At 70.2% G+C, this 19,908-nt stretch carries 13 protein-coding genes; 11 read left to right on the top strand and 2 right to left on the bottom strand.

Annotated features, from left to right (window positions below; all coding sequences use genetic code 11):
• The first annotated feature begins 15 nt into the window (after window positions 1-15).
• Complete coding sequence (locus ACIBL3_RS31045; RefSeq protein WP_396357287.1) at window positions 16-759, top strand: tetratricopeptide repeat protein; 744 nt, start codon at window positions 16-18, stop codon at window positions 757-759.
• Here the strand turns inward: ACIBL3_RS31045 and ACIBL3_RS31040 are convergent.
• Complete coding sequence (locus ACIBL3_RS31040) at window positions 653-1,312, bottom strand: MBL fold metallo-hydrolase (protein WP_396357286.1); 660 nt, start codon at window positions 1,310-1,312, stop codon at window positions 653-655. The two genes, ACIBL3_RS31045 and ACIBL3_RS31040, sit on opposite strands and share 107 nt — an antisense overlap.
• A gap of 230 nt (window positions 1,313-1,542) precedes the next feature.
• Here ACIBL3_RS31040 and uvrA point away from each other — a divergent pair, with 230 nt between their 5' ends.
• The 8 genes from uvrA (at window position 1,543) to ACIBL3_RS31000 (ending at window position 14,492) form a co-directional block, all read left to right on the top strand.
• The gene (gene uvrA, locus ACIBL3_RS31035; RefSeq protein ID WP_396357285.1) at window positions 1,543-4,551 is read left to right on the top strand and encodes an excinuclease ABC subunit UvrA; all 3,009 of its coding nucleotides are present in this window, start codon (window positions 1,543-1,545) and stop codon (window positions 4,549-4,551) included.
• Window positions 4,552-4,810: 259 nt separating this feature from the next.
• A complete protein-coding gene (locus tag ACIBL3_RS31030; RefSeq protein WP_396357284.1) occupies window positions 4,811-5,149 on the top strand; it encodes a hypothetical protein in 339 nt (112 codons plus the stop codon).
• A gap of 14 nt (window positions 5,150-5,163) precedes the next feature.
• On the top strand, window positions 5,164-5,469 hold the full coding sequence (locus ACIBL3_RS31025; RefSeq protein WP_396357283.1) for a pore-forming ESAT-6 family protein: 306 nt from the start codon (window positions 5,164-5,166) through the stop codon (window positions 5,467-5,469).
• Window positions 5,470-5,569: 100 nt separating this feature from the next.
• Window positions 5,570-5,941 carry a DUF6507 family protein gene (locus tag ACIBL3_RS31020; protein WP_396357282.1) on the top strand — a complete coding sequence of 124 codons (372 nt, stop codon included), beginning with the start codon at window positions 5,570-5,572 and terminating at the stop codon, window positions 5,939-5,941.
• Entirely contained in the window at window positions 5,938-6,219 is a 282-nt protein-coding gene (locus ACIBL3_RS31015) for a hypothetical protein (protein WP_396357281.1), read from the top strand. Before ACIBL3_RS31020 ends, ACIBL3_RS31015 begins: the two co-directional genes overlap by 4 nt.
• A gap of 64 nt (window positions 6,220-6,283) precedes the next feature.
• The gene (locus ACIBL3_RS31010) at window positions 6,284-13,516 is read left to right on the top strand and encodes a toxin glutamine deamidase domain-containing protein (protein WP_396357280.1); all 7,233 of its coding nucleotides are present in this window, start codon (window positions 6,284-6,286) and stop codon (window positions 13,514-13,516) included.
• Complete coding sequence (locus ACIBL3_RS31005) at window positions 13,510-14,037, top strand: hypothetical protein (protein WP_396357279.1); 528 nt, start codon at window positions 13,510-13,512, stop codon at window positions 14,035-14,037. Before ACIBL3_RS31010 ends, ACIBL3_RS31005 begins: the two co-directional genes overlap by 7 nt.
• A gap of 293 nt (window positions 14,038-14,330) precedes the next feature.
• A complete protein-coding gene (locus ACIBL3_RS31000; protein ID WP_396357278.1) occupies window positions 14,331-14,492 on the top strand; it encodes a hypothetical protein in 162 nt (53 codons plus the stop codon).
• Here the strand turns inward: ACIBL3_RS31000 and ACIBL3_RS30995 are convergent.
• Window positions 14,489-15,337, bottom strand: coding sequence for a hypothetical protein (locus ACIBL3_RS30995; RefSeq protein ID WP_396357277.1), 849 nt, complete (start codon window positions 15,335-15,337; stop codon window positions 14,489-14,491). The genes ACIBL3_RS31000 and ACIBL3_RS30995 overlap by 4 nt on opposite strands.
• A gap of 134 nt (window positions 15,338-15,471) precedes the next feature.
• On the opposite strand from ACIBL3_RS30995, the gene eccCa reads away from it, so the two are divergent.
• A complete protein-coding gene (gene eccCa, locus ACIBL3_RS30990; RefSeq protein WP_396357276.1) occupies window positions 15,472-19,506 on the top strand; it encodes a type VII secretion protein EccCa in 4,035 nt (1,344 codons plus the stop codon).
• On the top strand, window positions 19,503-19,907 hold the full coding sequence (locus ACIBL3_RS30985) for a hypothetical protein (RefSeq protein ID WP_396357275.1): 405 nt from the start codon (window positions 19,503-19,505) through the stop codon (window positions 19,905-19,907). Before eccCa ends, ACIBL3_RS30985 begins: the two co-directional genes overlap by 4 nt.
• Window position 19,908 lies beyond the last annotated feature (1 nt).

Raw genomic sequence — 19,908 nt, 5'->3', positions numbered from 1 at the left:
CCTAGGATCGGCCGGGTGGACGAACGTGTGAGGCTGGCCGGGGAGTTGTATGAGCGGGCGATCTTCAACGGGGAAGCCGGTGGGTTGACGAAGGCTCATCGGGAGCTGGATGCGGCCGAGGCCGAGCTCGTGCTGGCGCGGGGGAAGGTCCTGCACGGGCGGTTCCTGGACAACCGCGCGGCGGATCCGCGTGAGCTGAAGCTCTTCGAGCGCGCGCTGGCGCTGTACAACGCGCTGGGCGACGAGCGCGGTAAGGCCGAGGCGCTCTTCTGGATCGGCTGCTGCCATCAGGTCGTCCGCGACGACATCAAGCCGGCGGTATCGGCGTTGAACGTGTCGCGGGCGCTGGCCGAGAAGTCGGGTGACGACCTGACTCTCGCTTACGCATTGCGGCACCTCGGCATCGCCGCCCACACAGCCGGAGACCTGGACGAGGCCCGCGCGTTGTTGGAGCAGTCCACCGCGATTCGCCGTGCTCTTGGCTTCACCGCGGGCGTAGCCGCCAACCTCGTCGGCCTGATGTACGTCGCCAGGGCCCAGGGCCGCCTCGACGACGCCCACTCGCTCGCGGACGAGGCCGCCAACCTGGCTGGTGCTGTGGGTGCCACCACGGTCCTCGGCCAGGTCAGCGAAGCCCGCTGGGCTCTGAAGCTCACCAGCCCCGGGTCCGCCACTCCGGGAGGCTGGGGCGCTCGTCTCCGAGAGTGGTGTCGGCGCCGTGGCCTGGGTAGACCCAGGTTTCGTCGGGGAGCTGGTTGAAGAGCTTGGCCTCGACGTCGTTGATCAGTGAGGTGAACCGCTCGGCGTCGCCCTGGGTGTTGCCGACCCCACCCGGGAACAGCGAGTCGCCGGTGAACAGATGCGGTGGCCCGGCGGGGTCGTCGTACAGCAGGGCGATCGAGCCCGGGGTGTGGCCGACGAGGTGGATGACCCGGAGTGAGCACTGGCCGACCGGGATGGTGGCGTTCTCGTCGACGAGCTCGTCGGTCGGTACGTCGATGCCCTCGGCGTCGTACCGGCCCGCGACCGTGGTCGCGTTGGTCCGGGCCACCACCTCGGCGAGCGCCTGCCAGTGGTCCTGGTGCCGGTGCGTGGTGACGACCCGCTCGAGCCCGCCGTCGCCGATCAGCCTGAGCAGCGTCTGGGCGTCGTTGGCCGCGTCGATCAGCACCTGCTCGTCGGTACGGCGGCAACGCAGCAGGTACGCGTTGTTGTCCATCGGCCCGACCGCGACCTTGGTGATCATCAGCTCGGCCAGCTCGTGGGTCTGCACCGGCCCACCCACCTTGACGTTGCCGTGGTACTCCGCCATCTGCCCTCCCGGGATCGGTCGTTCGGTCCGATCCTTGCACTGATCGGATGGAACGGTCATGTGGCCGAGTTGCCAGAACCGGTGTCCGCGGTCGAATATACTTTCGAAGGCGGCCGGCGCGGGACGCCCGATCCGGCGCCGGAAGTTTTTGTCGGTGGGCCTGGTTAGCATGACCGGGGCATGCCAGAGATCCATCCGGGAACCCCTCGAGAACGGCTGAGAGTGAGCTTGTGTCTGACCGTCTGATCGTGCGCGGAGCGCGTGAGCACAACCTGAAGGACGTCTCGGTCGACCTGCCGCGGGACGCCATGATCGTCTTCACCGGGCTGTCCGGGTCCGGCAAGTCCAGCCTGGCGTTCGACACGATCTTCGCCGAGGGCCAACGGCGCTACGTCGAGTCCCTGTCGGCGTACGCGCGGCAGTTCCTCGGCCAGATGGACAAGCCGGACGTCGACTTCATCGAGGGCCTGTCACCGGCGGTCTCGATCGACCAGAAGTCCACCTCCCGGAACCCGCGCTCGACTGTCGGCACGATCACTGAGGTCTACGACTACCTCCGCCTGCTGTTCGCCCGGGCCGGCCGGCCGCACTGCCCGGAGTGCGGGGAGCCGATCGCGCGGCAGACTCCGCAGCAGATCGTGGACCGGGTGCTCGAGCTGGACGAGGGCACCCGGTTCCAGGTGCTCGCGCCGGTCGTCCGCGGCCGCAAGGGGGAGTACGTCGACCTGTTCCGCCAGCTCAGCGGACAGGGTTTCTCCCGGGCCCGGGTGGACGGCGAGACGATCCAGCTGACCGAGCCGCCGAAGTTGGACAAGCAGAAGAAGCACAGCATCGACGTCGTGGTCGACCGGCTCGCGGTGAAGAGCTCCGCGAAGCAGCGGCTGACCGACTCGATCGAGACCGCCCTCGGCCTGGCCGGCGGGCTGGTCGTGCTCGACTTCGTCGACCTGCCCGACAACGACCCGCACCGCGAGCGCCGGTTCTCCGAGAAGCTCGCCTGCCCGAACGACCACCCGCTGGCCATCGACGAGCTCGAACCCCGGTCGTTCTCCTTCAACTCGCCGTACGGCGCCTGCCCGGTGTGCACCGGTCTCGGCACCCGGATGGAGGTCGACCCGGAGCTGCTGGTCCCGGACCCGTCGAAGTCGCTGGAGGAGGGAGCGATCCAGCCGTGGTCAGGGGCGAACGTCACGCAGTACTTCGAGCGCCTGCTGGCGGCGCTGGCCACGGACCTGAAGATCAAGACCACCACGCCGTTCGGCGAGCTGCCGGCGAAGGCGAAGAAGTCGCTGCTCACCGGCCACGACCGGCAGGTGCACGTCTCCTACAAGAACCGGTACGGCCGCGAGCGGTCCTACTACACCACCTTCGAGGGTGTGATCCCGTACGTCGAGCGGCGGCACGCGGAGGCGTCGAGCGACACCAGCCGGGAGCGGTTCGAGGAGTACATGCGCGAGGTGCCGTGCCTGGCCTGCAACGGCGCGCGGCTGAAGCCGATCTCGCTGGCGGTCACGCTGGGCGGGAAGAACATCGCCGAGATCAGCGCGATGTCGATCGACGAGGTGCACGACTTCCTGCGCCAGATGGACCTGACCCCGCGGGAGAAACAGATCGCGGAGCGGGTGGTCAAGGAGATCGGCGAGCGGCTGCGGTTCCTGCTCGACGTCGGCCTGGACTACCTGGCGCTCAGCCGTCCGGCCGGGTCGCTGTCCGGCGGCGAGGCGCAGCGGATCCGGCTCGCGACCCAGATCGGCTCCGGGCTGGTCGGCGTTCTGTACGTGCTCGACGAGCCGTCGATCGGCCTGCACCAGCGGGACAACCGGCGGCTGATCGACACCCTGGTCCGGCTGAAGGAGCTCGGCAACACGCTGATCGTGGTCGAGCACGACGAGGACACCATCGACCACGCCGACTGGGTGGTCGACATCGGCCCCGGCGCCGGCGAGCACGGCGGCCAGGTGGTCGTCTCGGGCACCGTCGACGACCTGAAGAACCACCCGGACTCGATCACCGGTGCGTACGTCTCCGGTCGCCGCGAGATCCCGATCCCGGCAATCCGCCGGCCGCTCACCGAGGGTCGCGAGCTGACCGTGTACGGCGCCCGGCAGAACAACCTGAAGGACATCGACGTCACCATCCCGCTCGGGGTGTTCGTCGCGGTCACCGGTGTGTCCGGCTCGGGCAAGTCGACGCTGGTCAACGACATCCTCTACACCTCGCTGGCGCGGCAGATCTACGGCGCCCGCGCGGTGCCCGGCCGGCACACGAAGATCTCCGGGATGGAGCTGGTCGACAAGGTCATCCACGTCGACCAGTCGCCGATCGGCCGGACGCCGCGATCGAACCCTGCCACCTACACCGGGGTCTGGGACCACGTCCGCAAGCTGTTCGCGGAGACGCCGGAAGCGAAGGTCCGCGGGTATCAACAGGGCCGGTTCTCGTTCAACGTCAAGGGCGGCCGGTGCGAGGCCTGCTCCGGTGACGGCACGCTCAAGATCGAGATGAACTTCCTGCCGGACGTCTACGTCCCGTGCGAGGTGTGCCACGGCGCCCGGTACAACCGGGAGACGCTCGAGGTGCACTACAAGGGCAAGACGGTCGCGGACATCCTGGACATGCCGATCGAGGAGGCGTCGGAGTTCTTCGCCGCCATCCCGGCGATCTCGCGGCACCTGACCACGCTGACCGAGGTGGGCCTGGGTTACGTCCGGCTCGGTCAGCCGGCCCCGACGTTGTCCGGTGGTGAGGCGCAGCGGGTGAAGCTGGCGTCCGAGCTGCAGAAGCGGTCGACCGGCCGGACGGTGTACGTGCTGGACGAGCCGACCACCGGTCTGCACTTCGAGGACATCCGCAAGCTGCTCGGCGTCCTCGGCGGTCTGGTGGACAAGGGCAACTCGGTGCTGGTCATCGAGCACAACCTCGACGTGATCAAGACCGCCGACTGGATCATCGACCTCGGTCCGGACGGCGGCCGCCGAGGTGGCACGCTGGTGGGCGAGGGTACGCCGGAGGACGTGGCGGCGAACGCGGCGTCGTACACGGGAGAGTTCCTGGCCGAGATCCTGAACGGGCGGGCCGCGAAGCCGAGCGCAAAGAAGCAGGCGGCCGTGGCGGCGGCCAAGAAGGCGCCGGCTGCGAAGAAGGCCCCCGCAAAGAAGGCGGCCCCGGCCAAGAAGGCCGTCGCGAAGAAGACGGTGGCGAAGAAGGCCCCCGCGACGAGGAAACGCGCGGCCAGCTGATCATCCTGCACAGCAGCCCCTAGCCAACCGGCTGGGGGCTGTTGCTGTCTGACCCGGTCAGCTCCGCGTCGGCTGCCCAGGACAGTAGTTGGCTCAGGCAACAGTTTTTCCGGGCGGCCGGGGCGGAATTTCACGGGTGCGTCGCGGGTGCCTTTCGTTCGTGGTCGAAAGGTGCGCGCGGGCGGCGGGCGGCCGGTCGGTGACCCGTACCTCCGACTATCGTGACCGTGCGGCGAAACCACACTTCGAAGGAGAGATTGTGACCGGACGCTGGGACATGGGCCAGGACACCCTGAGCCAGTTGGCCAAGAAGACCTCGACCGGGACGCAGGACCTGGGTGGTCTGGTGAAGCAGCTGGTCGCCGCTGCGCAGCCGCTGGAAGGCAAGATGAGCGGTGCCGGCAAGCAGATGTTCGACGCCTTCAAGGCGAACGTGGACGGCATCGCGGCCGACCTGAACGCCGGCCTGTCCGCCATCAACCAGGGCCAGTCCGGGATGGACACCGCCTTCCGCACCGGTGACAGCGAGATGGCCGACACCGCGAAGAAGAACCAGGGCGCGGCAGACTTCAACGCCGCCAAGTTCGGCAAGCGCTGAGAGAGGAATCGACGATGGCAAACCGCAACAGCTACGACACCGGAGCCTCGGGCGAGGTGCAGTCGAAGATCAACAGCCTCTCCGGCCAGATCTCGGGCCTGATCGCCACCCACAAGCAGAACGTGACCGCGGCCCTCTCGGACGCCTCGGCCAGCGGCGTGACCGAGAACTACCGCGCCGTCGAGGACCGCTTCAACAAGGCGGCCGACCAGACCCTGGCGATCATCCAGTCGCTGAAGGAGACGCTGTCGCAGAACGACGCGACCGCCGCCGCGACGCTGAAGAAGGCGTCGGCCGCGGTCGACGGCATCGGCGGCTGACCGCCGTACCGCACAGCAGCACCCGCCCTGGACGTTCCCCGCGCGGCGGGGCGCGTCCGGGCTTGTTGTGGGCAGCTTCCGGCAGATCTGAGGAGTGACAGTGGACTGGGACATCGACGTCGCCGGCGCGAGCAAGGTCCTCACCGACACGGTGACCGAGGCGGAGCCGTTCGACGGACTGGCGAAGTCGTACGGCGAGCAGCTGGGCGCGATCATGGAGGGCCTGAACTACGAGACCTTCACGATCGTGGCCGTCGCCCTCAGCGAGTACGGCCAGCACTGGCAGCCGACCCTGGAGGCCGCGGCCAAGCAGGTCGGCGCATCGCTGACCGGCGCCCAGAACGCATTGCAGGCGTACATGGACGGCCAGGAAGAGATGGTCCTGAACGCCCAGCGGAACGCGAAGAACGGTGTGGTCCCGAATCCGCCGGGAGGAAACCCGCAGCCGACCGGAAGGAACAGGGCCGTATGAGCGAGCAGGAAGCGTCGGTCGCGCCGCCGGAGGTCGCGCAGGCCGGCCGGGTGCGGCTCGCGGAGTGGCTGACCGCCGAAGCGCCGTCGCCCGAGCTGGGTGCGACCGCCGAGGAGCTGGCGGACTGGGCGGCGTACCAGGTGGAGGAGTTTCTCGTCTTCGTCCCGCCGGGCTACGCGAACCTGATGTTCCTGGTGGCCGACCACGGCATCAGTTCGTTCGCGCCGAGCGAGCAGACGCTCGAGCAGGCGATCGCGGCCGCGCGTCCGCAGTCGTGATCGCGGCCGTACGCCGTACCAGCAGCAATCGTTGATCCCGCGTTCGACCGAGGACTGAACTGACATGATCAAACCCGAAGGCATCCCGATCACAGAGCTCGACAAAGTGGTCTCGGCCCTCGACCGGAACGTGTCGAAGCTGGGCGGTCTCGGGCAGGGTTTCACCGACGTGGGCAACGGTGTGCACAACACCTTCCAGCGGCTGAACGGCGTGTACCACGCCCCGGAGCGCGAGTTGCTGGTCAACTCGACGAAGAAGATCCAGGCCAACCTCACCGAGTTCGGCCCGAGCCTGCCGAAGATGTCCGGGCACCTGGACACGCTCGCCGACGCGGTGCGCAGCCGGCTGGGGACGCTGAAGGACATCCGGGAAGAGGCCTACGAGTGGCACCGCCGGAAGAACCGGAACCCGGAGTGGCAGAACGACCAGGACATGATCGACGACAACAACCGGATGGTTGGTGACGTCACCCGGATCGTCCAGGAAGAGCTGCCCGATCTCTGCTTCACCGCGGCCAACGAGATCGTCAAGCTGCACGGCGGCAAGACCTGGGACCCGGAGACCGGCGTCCGCGAAGGCGAGAAGCCGCCGGAGCCGAAGGAAGAGGAAGGCGACCCGCCGGAGCCCGCGTGGGGTACGCCGGAAGAGCGGGACAAGCCGCTGTGGCAGGACATCGTCGAGTTCCCGGTGGACTTCGTCGTCGGCGTCGCCACGGTCGTCGGTGAGACCATCGAGGGCCTTCTGACACTGATCCCGGTGCTCCCGCTGCTGGGCATGATCCCCGGCCTGAAGGACTGGGCGAAGGACACCCTCGGCTACGACATCCCGACCTGGGAGGACGCCGGCAACGCCTGGGTGGGCCTCGGCACCATGGTCGGCCAGATCGTGACCGCGCCGATCCAGCTCGCCTGGTGGGGCATGGACAAGCTCACCGGCCAGGACACCCGCCCGGACTGGGTCAAGGACTGGGGCGAGATGGGCCTCACGATGGGCGAGCAGATGTTCAAGGGCTTCGTCGCCTGGGACGAGTGGGCGAAGAACCCGGGCAAGGCGCTCGGCATGGCGCTGACCAACGTCGTCGCGACCGTGGCCAGTGGTGGTACCGCCGGCGCGGTGAAGACCGCGGCGATGGCCGGCAAGTTCGGGGCCGCGAGCATGGCGGTGTCGAAGGTCGCCGGCGCTGCCTCGAAGCTGCAGGGCATGCGGATCGGCATGCACGACATGGCGCTCGGCGCGGTGACGAAGATCCCGAAGGTCGGCGACGTGGTCGGCGGACTGTCGAAGATCCCGATCGTCGGCGACACCTTCAAGATGCAGGGCGTCCCGAGGATCGACGTACCGTCGGTGGACGCGCCCAGCGTCGACACGCCGAACGTCTCGGTGGACGCGCCTTCGGCTCATGCTCCGTCGGTGGATGCGCCCTCGGTCAACGCGCCGTCGGTCGACACGCCTACGGTGGACGCGCCCAGTACGACGCATGCGCCGAGCGCGGACTCGACGCCTGTCTCACACTCGGACCCTGGTACGACGACGCCGACCAACCGGGCGCCGGACACCACGACGACCACGCCCGGCTCCAACACGCCGGACACGACGGCGTCACCGGCCACGCGGGCTCCCGACACGACCACGACGTCCCCCGGCGGCCGCGGTGCGGACGCTCCGACGTCGCCCAGCACCCGCACACCAGACTCGACAACCTCACCCGGCACGACCCGCACGCCGGACTCGTCTACGTCGCCTGGTACGACCCGTACGCCGGACGCATCGACGTCGCCTGGCACCTCGCGTACGCCGGACTCGAACGCCCCGAGCACTTCGCGGGCGCCGGATTCGAACGCGCCGAGTACGTCGCGGACGCCGGACTCGAATGCCCCGAGCACCTCGCGTACGCCGGACTCGAATGCCCCGAGCACCTCGCGCACTCCCGACTCGAACGCGCCGAGCACGTCGCGTACGCCGGACTCGTCCACGCACACCCCGGACGCCTCGCGGACCCCCGACTCGACGCATACGCCGGAGACGTCGCGGACGCCGGACTCGACGACGCACTCTCCGGAGACCTCGCGAACCCCGGAAACGTCGCGGACCCCGGAGACATCGCGCACGCCGGATTCGACGACGCACACGCCGGAGACCTCGCGGACTCCTGAGACGTCGCGGACCCCGGAGACGACACATACTCCCGAGACCTCGCGGACTCCGGAGACGACGACGCCGGGGACCTCTCGGACTCCCGAGACGCACACGCCGGGCACGACGCGGACGCCGGAGACGAGCACTCCGAATACGCCTGGCACGTCGCGCGTACCGGAGACGAACACTCCTAACGCGCCGACCACGCACACGCCCGACCCGGTCGCAGCGCGGAACGCGGACCCGGCAGTGACACCGGTCATGCCGCTGCATCCCGGCGTACCCGGTCATGCCAGCCATGCACCGAACACGCCCAACACTCCGAACACCCCCAACACGCCGCACCAGCCCAACACCCCGAACGCGCCGCACACCCCGAACCAGCCGAACACCCCGAACAGGCCGCACACCGAGGACCCGGCGCAGACCCCGAGTGCGCTGCTCCGGCCCGGGCGGCCCGAGGCGCCGGCGGCCGGTCGTACGCCCGGCGAGTCCTGGGGTCCGCGCGGCTACGACCCGGAGTACGACCCGACCGCCGTACGTCGGGAACCGGACGCGCCCGACGGCGGCAACGACCCGACGTACGACACCCCGCTGGCGCGTCAGGTCGAGATCGATCGGCTGAAGCCGGAGTACTTGCGCCCGGAGCCGGGCAAGCCGCGGTCGCAGATCGACCCGGACCAGTACATCGAGCCGCACCCGGCGGACCCCCGCCGCAGCGACCTGCGCGAGTCGGTCGGCCGCCCGCCGCACGAGAACCCCGAGAACTGGGTCGGTAACGTCAACCCGGACCACGGCGTGGGCCCGCAGTACCGGATGAACTGCGCGGACGTATCCCGCAGGGTCGCGGAGATCCTGAACGGGGACACCCCGGACCTGGCCGCCGGGCGGAGGCTCGCCAACGGCGAGAACCCGGAAGCCACCCTCGAGTGGATGGACCTCGCGGACTTCCCGGCGGACCAGCGGATGGCGGTGCAGGACTGGAACGCAGACCCGGCCGACTTCACCAACGCCGCCTACCGCAGGGTGTACGACGCGCTGAGCGGCCGTCCGCCGGGCACGCACGCGAACATCTTCGTCACCTGGCGATCCTCGATGCCCAACATCCCCGGCGGTGGGCACGTCCTGAACGCGTTCGTCGACCAGCACGGCCGGGTCAAGTTCCTCGACGCCCAGCCGCCCGGTGGCCGGATCGTCGATGCGTTCCCGGACGGTCACCACAGCCCGCACCCGAGGAACCCGTACGCCGACCCCGCCAACGGCCACCCCGGCGACATCACCTCGATCCAGTTCGCCGTCCGCGAACCAGGCGGCCGCTGGGAAGGCCCACCCCGCCCCGCCGACATGCCCCCGGCCTCCCAGATGCAGTACCAACGCCCCCAAACCCCCCTGGGCGACCACACCCCGCAAACGGGCACCCCGGACGCACACACCCCGCAGACGGGCACCTCGGCCGGACGCACACCGGAGACAGGACCCCCGGTCTCGCGGACGCCGGACGGCGGAACCCCGGACGCGCATGCGCCAGACGGGAGCGCGCCGGAGACGGGTACGCCGGGGTCGCGCACGCCGGACGGCCACACACCGGAGACGCATGCGCCGGCCGGGCGCGCACCAGAGACCGGTACACCGGGCTCCCGGACGCCAGACGGCAATGCCTCGGACGGGCGCACCCCGGACGGTCGCACCCCGGACGGTCGCACGGAGACTGGTACGCCGGACGGCCGGACCCCGGAGACGCACGCGCCAGACGGACGTACGCCCGACGGACGCACACCGGAGACCGGTACGCCGGGCTCGCGAACGCCGGACGGCCATGGCCCGGACGGGCGCACCCCGGAGTCGGGAACGCCGGACTCGCGCACGCCGGACGGCCGGACCCCGGAGACGCACGCGCCAGACGGGCGAACCCCGGACGGTCGCACGGAGACCGGCACGCCGGACGGACGTACACCGGACGGACGCACACCGGAGACGCACGCGCCAGACGGACGCACGCCCGACGGGCGCACACCGGAGTCGGGTACGCCGGATGGGCGGGCGCCGGAGTCGCATGCAGCTGACGGGCGTGCGCCGGAGTCGCGGGTGCCGGACGGTTCGGCTGATCCGTATGGTGCGGTGCCGGATGATGGGCCGTTCCGGGGGTCGGAGCTGGGGGACCGGGGGTTCCGGGCGTCTCGCGCTGACGAGGCGGCGTACCGGAACACCTTCAGGTCGATCGACACGGCCAGGATGGCTGAGCACCGTGGTCGCGGGCGGGCACAGCTCGGCGACAGCATCGACGACTTCTCGGACCTCGAGCTGAACGCGATGGAAGAGATGCTCGGGATGCCGCACCAGGACATCAACCGGGCCTTCCGCGAGGGCGACCCGCGCGTCGAGCAGATGCCGCTGGTCCGGATGGCCACGTCGGCGCTGAACCGCCTGCCCGACTTCCACGGCGAGATCCACCGCGGGATCACCCTCGACACGGTCGAAGACCTGCAGGCGTTCCTGAACAGGTACCGGCCGGGGAACACCGTGCGGGAGCCGGGGTTCACGCACTCGGACAAGGACGTCGACGGCGCCAGGATCTTCAGCGGCGGCGACTTCGCTCCGGCCAGGGTGATCATGCACGTCGACGCCCGGCACGGTAAGGACGTGTCGTTCCTGCGGGACAAGGCCCTTGGCGTCGACGAGGTCATTCACCCGCCGCACCAGCCGTTCTACCCGACGAAGCTGGAGTTCGATCGGGAGACGAACACGTGGCATGTTCACGTCCGCGATCACGGCGGGCCGGTCGACGTACCGCCGGGTGAGCGGATGGATCCGATCGTGGTCGAGCCGGACAAGCGGAACAACTACTGGCGCGACCAGATGCAGAACCGCCAGCCAGCCCAGCCGCAGCAGCCGTTCGGCCCGGGGCAGCCCGACTACGGCCCGCCGCAGCAGTCATACGGTCCGGGTCAGCACGAGCAACCCGCCTACGGTCCCGGCCAGCACCCGCTGCCGGACTACGGGCCGCCGCAGCAGTCGTACGGTCCCGGTCAGCACCAGCAGCCCGACTATGGGCCGCCGCAGCACCAGCAGTCCGGTTACGGTCCGGGTCAGCACCCGCAGCCGGATTACGGCCCGCCGCAGCAGTCGTATGGTCCGGGGCAGCACCAGCAGCCCGGTTACGGGCCGGGGCAGCAGGCTCCGCAGCAGCCGGGGTACCACCCTGAAGGACAGTTCGGCCCGACTGGTCAGCAGCCGGGTTATCACCCGGGGCAGCAGCCCGAGGGCCAGTTTGGTCCGAAGGGGCATCAGACCGGTCAGCCGGGGCAGTACGGCCCGGGGCAGCAGCCCGACTACGGGCCGGGGCCGCAGCAGCCGGACTATGGGCCGCCGCAGCAGTCGTACGGTCCTGGTCAGCCGCATCAGCAGCCTGGGCAGCACCAAGGGCAGCAGCCTCAGCAGTCGTATGGTCCGGGGCAGTCGCAGCACTTCGGGCCTGGGCAGCCGGAGGGGCCGTGGACGCGGCCGCAACCTGGGTACGAACCGCAGCAGCCGAACCCGTACCACCAGCCAGGTCAGAACCCGTACCAGCATCCGCAGCAGCCGGGACAGCAACCCGGGTACGACCCGCAGCAGCCGGGTCAGCCGCCGTACCCGCAGCGGCAGCCCGACCGGTACCAGCCGGGCCAGCACCCACAGCCAGGCCAGCACCCTCAGCCGGGGCAGCAGCCTGGTCAGTTCCCAGGGCAGCCGCACCAGACGCCTGGGTATGAGCCTGGGCGGCCGCAGCAGTACCCGCCGCGGCAGCCTGACCCGTATCACCCGGGCCAGCCCGGTCAACCGGGGCAGCGTCCTGGGCAATACCCGGGGCAGCAGCCGGGGCAGGCGCCGTTTGATGCGCCTGGGACTCACCGGTCGCCGGACAACCCGTACGAGCAACCGCATCCGGGGCAGCGTCCGCAGCAGCACCCGCCGCGGCAGCCAGACCCGTACCAGCAACCGAGTCCGGGTCAGCACCCGCCGCGGCAGCCGGACCCGTACCAGCAGCCGGGTCAGCAGCCGGGCTACAACCCGCGGCAGCCGGATGGGCCGGGGCAGTACCCGAGTCAGCCGGGACGGCCGCCGTACGAGGCGCCGACGCCGTACAGGTACCCCGAGCAGCCAGGTCACGCCAGTCAGCCGGGTCAGTTCCCGGGGCAACACCCGGGGCAGCCGTACGACGCACCGCGGCAGCCGTTCGGGCCGGGGGCTCGGCCGGATGAGTTCGGACCGTACGCGCGCCACACGCCGGAGCAGCCGCACACACCAAGCCAGCACGCGCCGGGCCAGCACGCGCCGGGCCAGCACACCCCCGACCAGTACGGCGGCCAACCCCGCAACCAGCCAGATCCGTACGGCGGCCAGCCCGACCCGTACGGCTCCCAGCCGGATCCTTACGGCTCGCAGCCCGACCCGTACGGGTCTGCGGACCAGCACGGCTCGGCCGAGCCGCCAAGTTCGGCGGAGCCGCCGGCGGCGGAGCAGCCGCTCAGGATGGGCGCCGGGCACAACTCCGAGTACCCCGTGTACGAGGCGCCCGGGGGCGAGTTCATCACCAAGGAGCCGGAGCGGCTGGAGCGGATGTATCGCCGCATCCGGGAAGCTACGGACGACGTACCGAAGGTCGCCGAGGAACTCGACCTGCACGACGACGACCCGGCCAAGCTGGCCGAGATCGAAGAGTTGGTCGATGTCGCCAAGCGCAACATGTTCGTCAACAAGCATGAGGTCGCGGTCGGACCGGGCGAACTGCGGTACGGCTACCTCAGCCCGCTGCCGGGCATCCCTGACCTCTGGATCAAGGTGATGGACGGCAAGTACCTCACCGGCTCAGAGCAGAACGAGATGCGGTCACTCATCGCGCACGAGTACGTGGAAGCCAAGCTCCTGGCAGAGACCGGCCAGCCGTACAACTCCGCGGACCCGGCTGCCTGGCGGGGAGAGGCGTACAAGCCGGCCACGCCGGGGCCGCACGAGCTGGCGCCGCTGTCGGCGAGGGCCGGCAGGGAGGTCAACTTGCTGCAGCCCGTTTGGGGCAATCACGGGTTGGTGTCGCCCTTCCCGGATGGCTTCCGGGCCCAGGATGTGTCCAAGGCCAACCTGGATGAGATCGTTCGGTCTATCAAGGAGCAGATGGGATGGTGACCGACATGGCCGCCGCGGAGCGGATGGCCGAGCGCCTGCTCGCCGTGAAGTGGGACGGCGAGGCCGCGTTCGCGCAGCAGCTGTCCCGCGCCCGGCTGACCGGTGAGTTCCTCCGGCGGTCAGCGCGATGGGCGCTCGCCGTCGGAGCGGAGGAGAGCTGGCCGTTCGGCGATCTGGCGGGTGCGGTCGATCCGGAGGTCGCCGTTGATCCGGCGCTGCTGGCCAGGCTCGAGCCGGACGAGTCGTCCGCTGACCCGTACCCGGTGCGGACGGACATCGCCACGGCAATCGTGCGCTGGGCGGCGCTCGGTGACCTGCCCCGGCAGCGGTTCCCGGAGCTCGAGGATCCGTACGAGCCGCTGCTTGCGCTCTTCGACCGGGGCGGCGGCTATGCGCTGGGGCCTGGGCAGATCGAGCTCGGTGGCATCGCGTTCCCGATCCGGTCCGTGACCGTTCGGGCCGAGTTGAGGCCGGAGCCGATCGATGCGGAGTCGCTCGATGCGCTGGATCGGGAGGGCTGAGTGTCCGGTAGTTATGGGACTCAGGTCATTGAGTCGGTGGCGGTTCGGCGGCGGCGGTTGCGGGAAGCTTGGTTGTTCGGGGCTGAGCGGGCCAAGAACACGTTGAACGAGCAGACCGGCAGGGTGCTTGCCAGTGTGATGATCGGTGCGGTGGCGTGTGCCGGCTGCGCGGGAGTGTCCTACTTCAAGTCGTCGCAGGCCAAGGAGAAGCAGAACCAGCAGCCAACCCCGACACAAACCACCTCCGGCCCGGTCAGCCCGTCTCCTTCGAGGTGACCGCGGGGGCGGCGCCGATGCTTGCGCTGTTCGAGCGGGGCGGTGGCTACGCGCGCGGGCCTGGGATGATCGAGCTGGGATTGATCGCGTTCGCGATCCGTTCGCTCGAGGAGCGCGCCGAGTTGGAGCCGGTGCCGATCGACCCGGCGGCGCTCGACGCGCTGGACCGTGCGGGCTAGCGGCCGAAGAGGTGGCGTAGCCAGGTTCGGCGGGGTTGGGGTTTGAGGGCGGCGGGGAGTACGGCGCTGGGGGGTGTGGCCAGCGTGACCGGGACCTGGACCATTTGGTCGCCCTGGAGCCAGAAGAGGTCGGGGGAGCACTGGTCCGGGGCGCCGCGGTAGCTGTCGGCGACCCAGCGGGCCAGCGCGTCGGCGCGGTCCTGGCCGGCGTCGGCGGGGCAGTAGGCAACGGTGCTCAACCGGGGGACCCCGATCAGCACGCCCGCGCCTATGGATGCCTGCGGCAACAGGTTTTCCCGGTCGACGATCGCCATCGACACCAGTGGGTCGTCGTCGCGGCTGAGGATCGAGATCCCGTCCCGCTCCTGCGGCTCCAGATCGGCGATCTCGGTCAGCGTGAGCCGCACCGGCGACGGTACGCCGGGATCCCCGAGACCCAGCATCGAACGCCGTACGACGGTCAGCCGCCGGAGCTCGGAGCCCGTCCGGACGAACACGACCACTTCGAAGTGGTCGCCGAACGGCAGCAAGGCATCGGCGACCGGGCCGGCGGTGCGGGCCGACCAGCCGCGTTGCACCAGCAGCGCGCGTTGGCGTTCCGCGACGTCGCCGAACCGGTGCTCGTCGGTCGCGAGCTCACCCTCGGCGACGACGGCCCGCAGCCAGGCCTCGATCTGTTCGGGCCAGCGTTCCTGTGGTAGCTGAAGGCAACGATCGACGATCTCGCCGACGCCCACCACCGCGGACATCTGCAACGCGCCGCGCCCCCAGCCGACCTCGACCGTGCGCTGTGTGGCGTCCACCACACAGCCGGGCAGCCAGATCGGCGCCAGCTCCGCAATCATTTCGACCACGGTGGAATCGTTCGTGCCTGTCATTCGATGACCTCACCCACCACTACAGTGTCTCGCACGTCCGTCGGTAAGAAGTACGAAGTCCCCCGCGCAACCGCGGGCTGGTCCAGCGGAGGAAAACCTTAGTGGCAAGCCGGATCGTGCACCGCCCGGCGCGACGCACACCTGCCCCCGGGGTGCAGCAGCAGCGCGTGATCGAGGTCGCGCCCAGCCTCGGTGGCGGTGGTGGCGGTGGTGGCGGGGGTGGCGGCGGGGCGCTGCAGATGCTCCTGCCGATGGTGGGCAGCATCGGGTCGGTGGCGATGATGACCATGGGCCGCTCCGGCCCGATGGTGATGGTCGGGATCGGCATGCTGGGGCTGACCCTCGTCGGCTCGGTCGGCGGGATGCTCGCGTCCCGCGGCAAGGGCGGCAAGGACCGCAAGAGCCAGCGCACCCGGTACCTGGACTACCTCGAGCGGATGCGCGACGACTTCGCCAAGGAGGAGCGCAAGGCCCGGGCCCAGGCGCTCGAGCTGAACCCGCCGCCGGACGCGCTGCTGGACTGTGTGACGGACGTCTCCCGGCTGTGGGAGCGCCGCCGTACCGACAGTGACTTCCTGCAGCCGCGGTGCGGCAGCGGCCGGGTGCCGGTGGTACCGGCGACGGTGGGTCAGGGCGGTTCCGCGATGGAGCCGCCGGACCAGTTCATGATGGCCGAGGCGAACGCGCTGGTCCGGCGGTTCACCGAGATGCCGGACATGCCGCTGACCGTCCCGCTCGACCACGTCGGCAACGTCAGCATCGTCGGGGACCGCGAGGGCGTGGTCCGGATCGCCCGCTCGCTGCTCGTCCAGACAGCGGTGTTCCACGCGCCCGAGGACGTGATGATCGCGGCCGCCCACCCACGGTCCGCGCTGCCGGACTGGCACTGGCTGAGCTGGCTGCCGCACGTGCAGGACCCGGAGCGCAAGCAGGGCCCGACGCCGTTCCGGCGGATCGCCGAGACTCCGCTCAAGCTGTCCCAGCTGCTGTCAGCCGACCTGAGCGAGCGCGTGCAGTGGGCGACCGAGTCGCGCCGCGGGTCGGTGGCCTTCGAGGACCGCCGCCGGCTGACCCGCCGCTTGCTCGTCCTGCACGACACGTACGGCGATGTCGCCGCCGAGGTCCGCCCGCAGGCCGACGACTCGCTCGTCCCCGGCGAGCTCGGAGTCACCGTCCTGCACCTGGTCGCGGACCGGCTCCAGGAGCCGAGCTCGGTGACGATGCGGATCACCGTGTACGGCGACGAGGTCCGGATCGAGGACCTGCGCGGCCAGTACCCGATGGCCGCCAGCGGACAGGTGGACCGGATGGAGGCGCCGGTCGCCGAGGGCATCGCCCGGGAGCTGTCGCCGCTGCGGCTGTCCGCGGAGTCGCTGGACGAGGACGGGCAGCGCGACGACGTCGACTTCATGGGCCTGATCGGCATCACCGACGTGGCCAAGCTGGACTTCAACCAGCTGTGGCAGCCGCGGTCCGACCGGGCGTTCCTGCGGGTGCCGCTCGGCGTCGACGACAGCGGCGCCGTCGTACTGGTCGACCTGAAGGAGTCTGCGCAGCTCGGTATGGGCCCGCACGGCCTGTGCGTCGGCGCGACCGGTTCCGGTAAGTCCGAGGTGCTGCGGACGATGGTGATGGCGCTGATGGCCACCCACAGTCCCGAGGACCTCTCGTTCGTGCTGGTCGACTTCAAGGGCGGCGCCTCGTTCGCCCCGTTCGAGAAGGTGCCGCACGTCGCCGGCATCATCACCAACCTGCGCGACGACGCGAGCCTGATCGAGCGGGCCTACAAGAGCCTGGAAGGCGAGGTGCTGCGCCGTCAGCAGGTGCTGAAGGACGCCGGCAACATCGCCAACATCACCGACTACCGGCTGCACCGCCGGCAGAAGCCGGACATGCCGCCGCTGCCGCACCTGTTCGTGATCATCGACGAGTTCGGCGAGCTGCTGAACGAGCGGCCGGACTTCATCGACCTGTTCCTGTCGATCGGCCGGATCGGCCGGTCGATCGGTGTCCACCTGCTGCTGTCCAGCCAGCGGGTCGAGTCGGGCAAGCTGCGCGGCCTGGAGACCTACCTGTCCTACCGGCTCGGCCTGCGGACGTTCTCCGAGGAGGAGAGCCGGACGGTGCTGGACACCACCGACGCGTTCCACCTGCCGCCGCTGCCGGGCTTCGGGTTCCTGAAGGTCGACACGAGCGTGTACCAGCGGTTCCGGGCGGCGTACGTGTCCGGGCCGTACGTCCCGCCGAACGACGCGGTGATCGAGGACGAGGGCACGGAGGTGCGGCCGCACGAGCTGACGCCGTACCAGCTGTCCGAGGCGGAGCTCGAGGCGGCCAAGCCGGTGGCCGAGGCGAAGGCCACGGAGCGTACGACGGGTCCGACCGAGCTGAACATCTTCGTCGACCAGGTACGGCGGGCCGCTCAGCAGGTGCTGAAGATCTGGCTGCCCCCGCTGCCGTCCGCGTGCACGCTGGACGCCCTGGGAGGACGGGCCGACTACGTGGACGGCCGCGGCCTGCAGCTGGCGGTCCGGGCGCCGCAGATGCAGCCGCCGGTCGGTGTGGTCGACGACCCGGCGAACCAGCGCCAGGAGGTCTTCCGGCTGGACCTGACCCGCGCCGGTGGGCACGCCGCAATCGTCGGCGGTCCGGCGTCCGGCAAGACGACCGCGCTACGCACCCTGGTCACTTCACTCGCGCACACTCACACCCCGCAGGAGGTCGCGATCTACGCGCTCGACCTCGCGGGTGGCGGGATGCAGGCGCTGTCCGAGCTGCCGCACGTCGGCGGTGTCGCGCTGCGCACCGACCGGGAGCGGATCCGGCGGACGGTCGAGGAGATCCGCTCGATGATCGACCACCGCGAGCGGGTGTTCCGCAACCACGCCATCGACACGATGGAGGGTCTGCGGAAAGACCACGCGGAGGGCCGGATCCAGGAGCTGCCGACGGCCGACGTCGTCCTGGTGATCGACAACTTCGGCGCGATCCGGACCACGTTCGACGAGCTGGACGAGCCGATCACCGACATCCTGCAACGCGGCAGCAGCTACGGCGTACACGTGGTGGCGTCGATGATGCGCTGGAACGACGTCCGGATGCAGAACCAGGCGATGTTCGGCACCATGCTCGAGCTCCGGCTGAACGACCCGTCGGACTCCAACATCGACCGGCGACTGCAGGAGGTGCTGCGCAAGGCCGGTGCGGGCCGGATGCTGGTGCCGGGCAGCAAGCTGTACGCCCAGTTCGCGCTGCCGCGGGTGGACGGTCTCGCCGACGACGACAACCTGTCGGAGGTGCTCGAGGCCCAGGCGGTGTCGGTGCGGTCCACCTGGCAGGGTCCACGGGCCCCGCAGGTCCGGATCCTGCCGCTGCAGCTGCCGCGGGACCAGGTGGCCGACGAGGTCCGCGAGCCGGCCGTGGTGCCGATCGGTGTCGACGAGCGTGCGCTGGCGCCGGTGTACCTGGACCTGGCCGGCCGCGACACCAACCTGGTCGTGTTCGGCGACAGCGGCTCGGGCAAGACCAACATGGTCCGGCTGATCGTGCAGCAGCTGATCGAGCGGCACCAGTCCGACCAGCTCGTGTTCGCGGTGATGGACCCGCGGCGCGGTCTGCGCGAGTTCGTTCCGGAGGCGTACGTCGGGGGCTACGCGCCAACCGGCCGGGTCGCTGCCGGGCTGGCCGCCGGGGTGTCGCAGGAGCTGGCGAAGCGGATGCCGGACGACACCGGTGCGATTCCGGAAGCGGGCCAGGGTGGCCCGCGGATCGTCGTACTGGCGGACGACTACGACCTGCTGACGTCGGGCGGGCAGTCGCCGATGGACCCGTTCCTGCCGTACGTCGCAGCCGGGCGGGACATCCGGCTGCACTTCATCGTGACCCGGCGCGCCTCGGGTGCGTCGCGGCAGCTGTACGAGCCGTTCCTGTCCGCGGTGATGGAGTCCGGAGCAGCCGGTCTGGTGCTGTCCGGCGACCGGAGCGAGGGTCAGCTCTTCACCGGCGCGTACCCGGGCGACTACCCGCCCGGCCGCGGTTTGTTCGTACGACGAGGCGACGGGCCACAACTGGTCCAGACAGCCATGGCCGACGCGGTCCAAGCCGCCAGCCAGACCACCGGAGGAACAACAACATGACCTACGACTTGGTGGCGCTGGTTGACGGGCGGCCGTCGAGTGACGACGTTCTGGCCGGACTGTCTGCCGCGGGGGAGGAGCTCGGAGTCCGCGCGGTCAGCGGCGGGGCTGTCGTCCAGCTGTGCGGCGAGGACAACCTGCCGCTGGTGTCGATCGAGCTGCCGCTGCTGATCCAGGTGCCAGGTGAGGTGGAGCGGATGCTCGGCACGACGGTCGGCGTGGTGGACACGCCGGCCTGGTGGGTGGAGATCCGGGCCACCGCGCGCGACGGCGCGCGCGAGGTCGCGGAGCAGTACGCGACCACGCTGATCAACCGGCTGGGCGGCAAGGTCTGGACCTCCGACGGAGTCCGCACGGCCCAGCACGAGACACCGCAGAACGCGAGCGAGGGAACCGACTGAG

Origin of the sequence: Kribbella sp. NPDC050124 (assembly GCF_044460355.1) — a bacterium.
GTDB lineage: Bacteria > Actinomycetota > Actinomycetes > Propionibacteriales > Kribbellaceae > Kribbella.
The sequence above is the reverse complement of the archived record's forward strand: the minus strand, read 5'-3'. Positions and strand labels throughout refer to the sequence as shown.

Coding starts and splice junctions, on each gene's coding strand:
- ACIBL3_RS31040 (WP_396357286.1), bottom strand. CDS start 1,312: ATGGCGGAGTACCACGGCAACGTCAAGGTGGGTGGGCCGGTGCAGACC.
- ACIBL3_RS31025 (WP_396357283.1), top strand. CDS start 5,164: ATGGCAAACCGCAACAGCTACGACACCGGAGCCTCGGGCGAGGTGCAG.
- ACIBL3_RS31015 (WP_396357281.1), top strand. CDS start 5,938: ATGAGCGAGCAGGAAGCGTCGGTCGCGCCGCCGGAGGTCGCGCAGGCC.
- ACIBL3_RS31010 (WP_396357280.1), top strand. CDS start 6,284: ATGATCAAACCCGAAGGCATCCCGATCACAGAGCTCGACAAAGTGGTC.
- ACIBL3_RS31005 (WP_396357279.1), top strand. CDS start 13,510: ATGGTGACCGACATGGCCGCCGCGGAGCGGATGGCCGAGCGCCTGCTC.
- ACIBL3_RS31000 (WP_396357278.1), top strand. CDS start 14,331: ATGCTTGCGCTGTTCGAGCGGGGCGGTGGCTACGCGCGCGGGCCTGGG.
- ACIBL3_RS30995 (WP_396357277.1), bottom strand. CDS start 15,337: ATGATTGCGGAGCTGGCGCCGATCTGGCTGCCCGGCTGTGTGGTGGAC.
- ACIBL3_RS30985 (WP_396357275.1), top strand. CDS start 19,503: ATGACCTACGACTTGGTGGCGCTGGTTGACGGGCGGCCGTCGAGTGAC.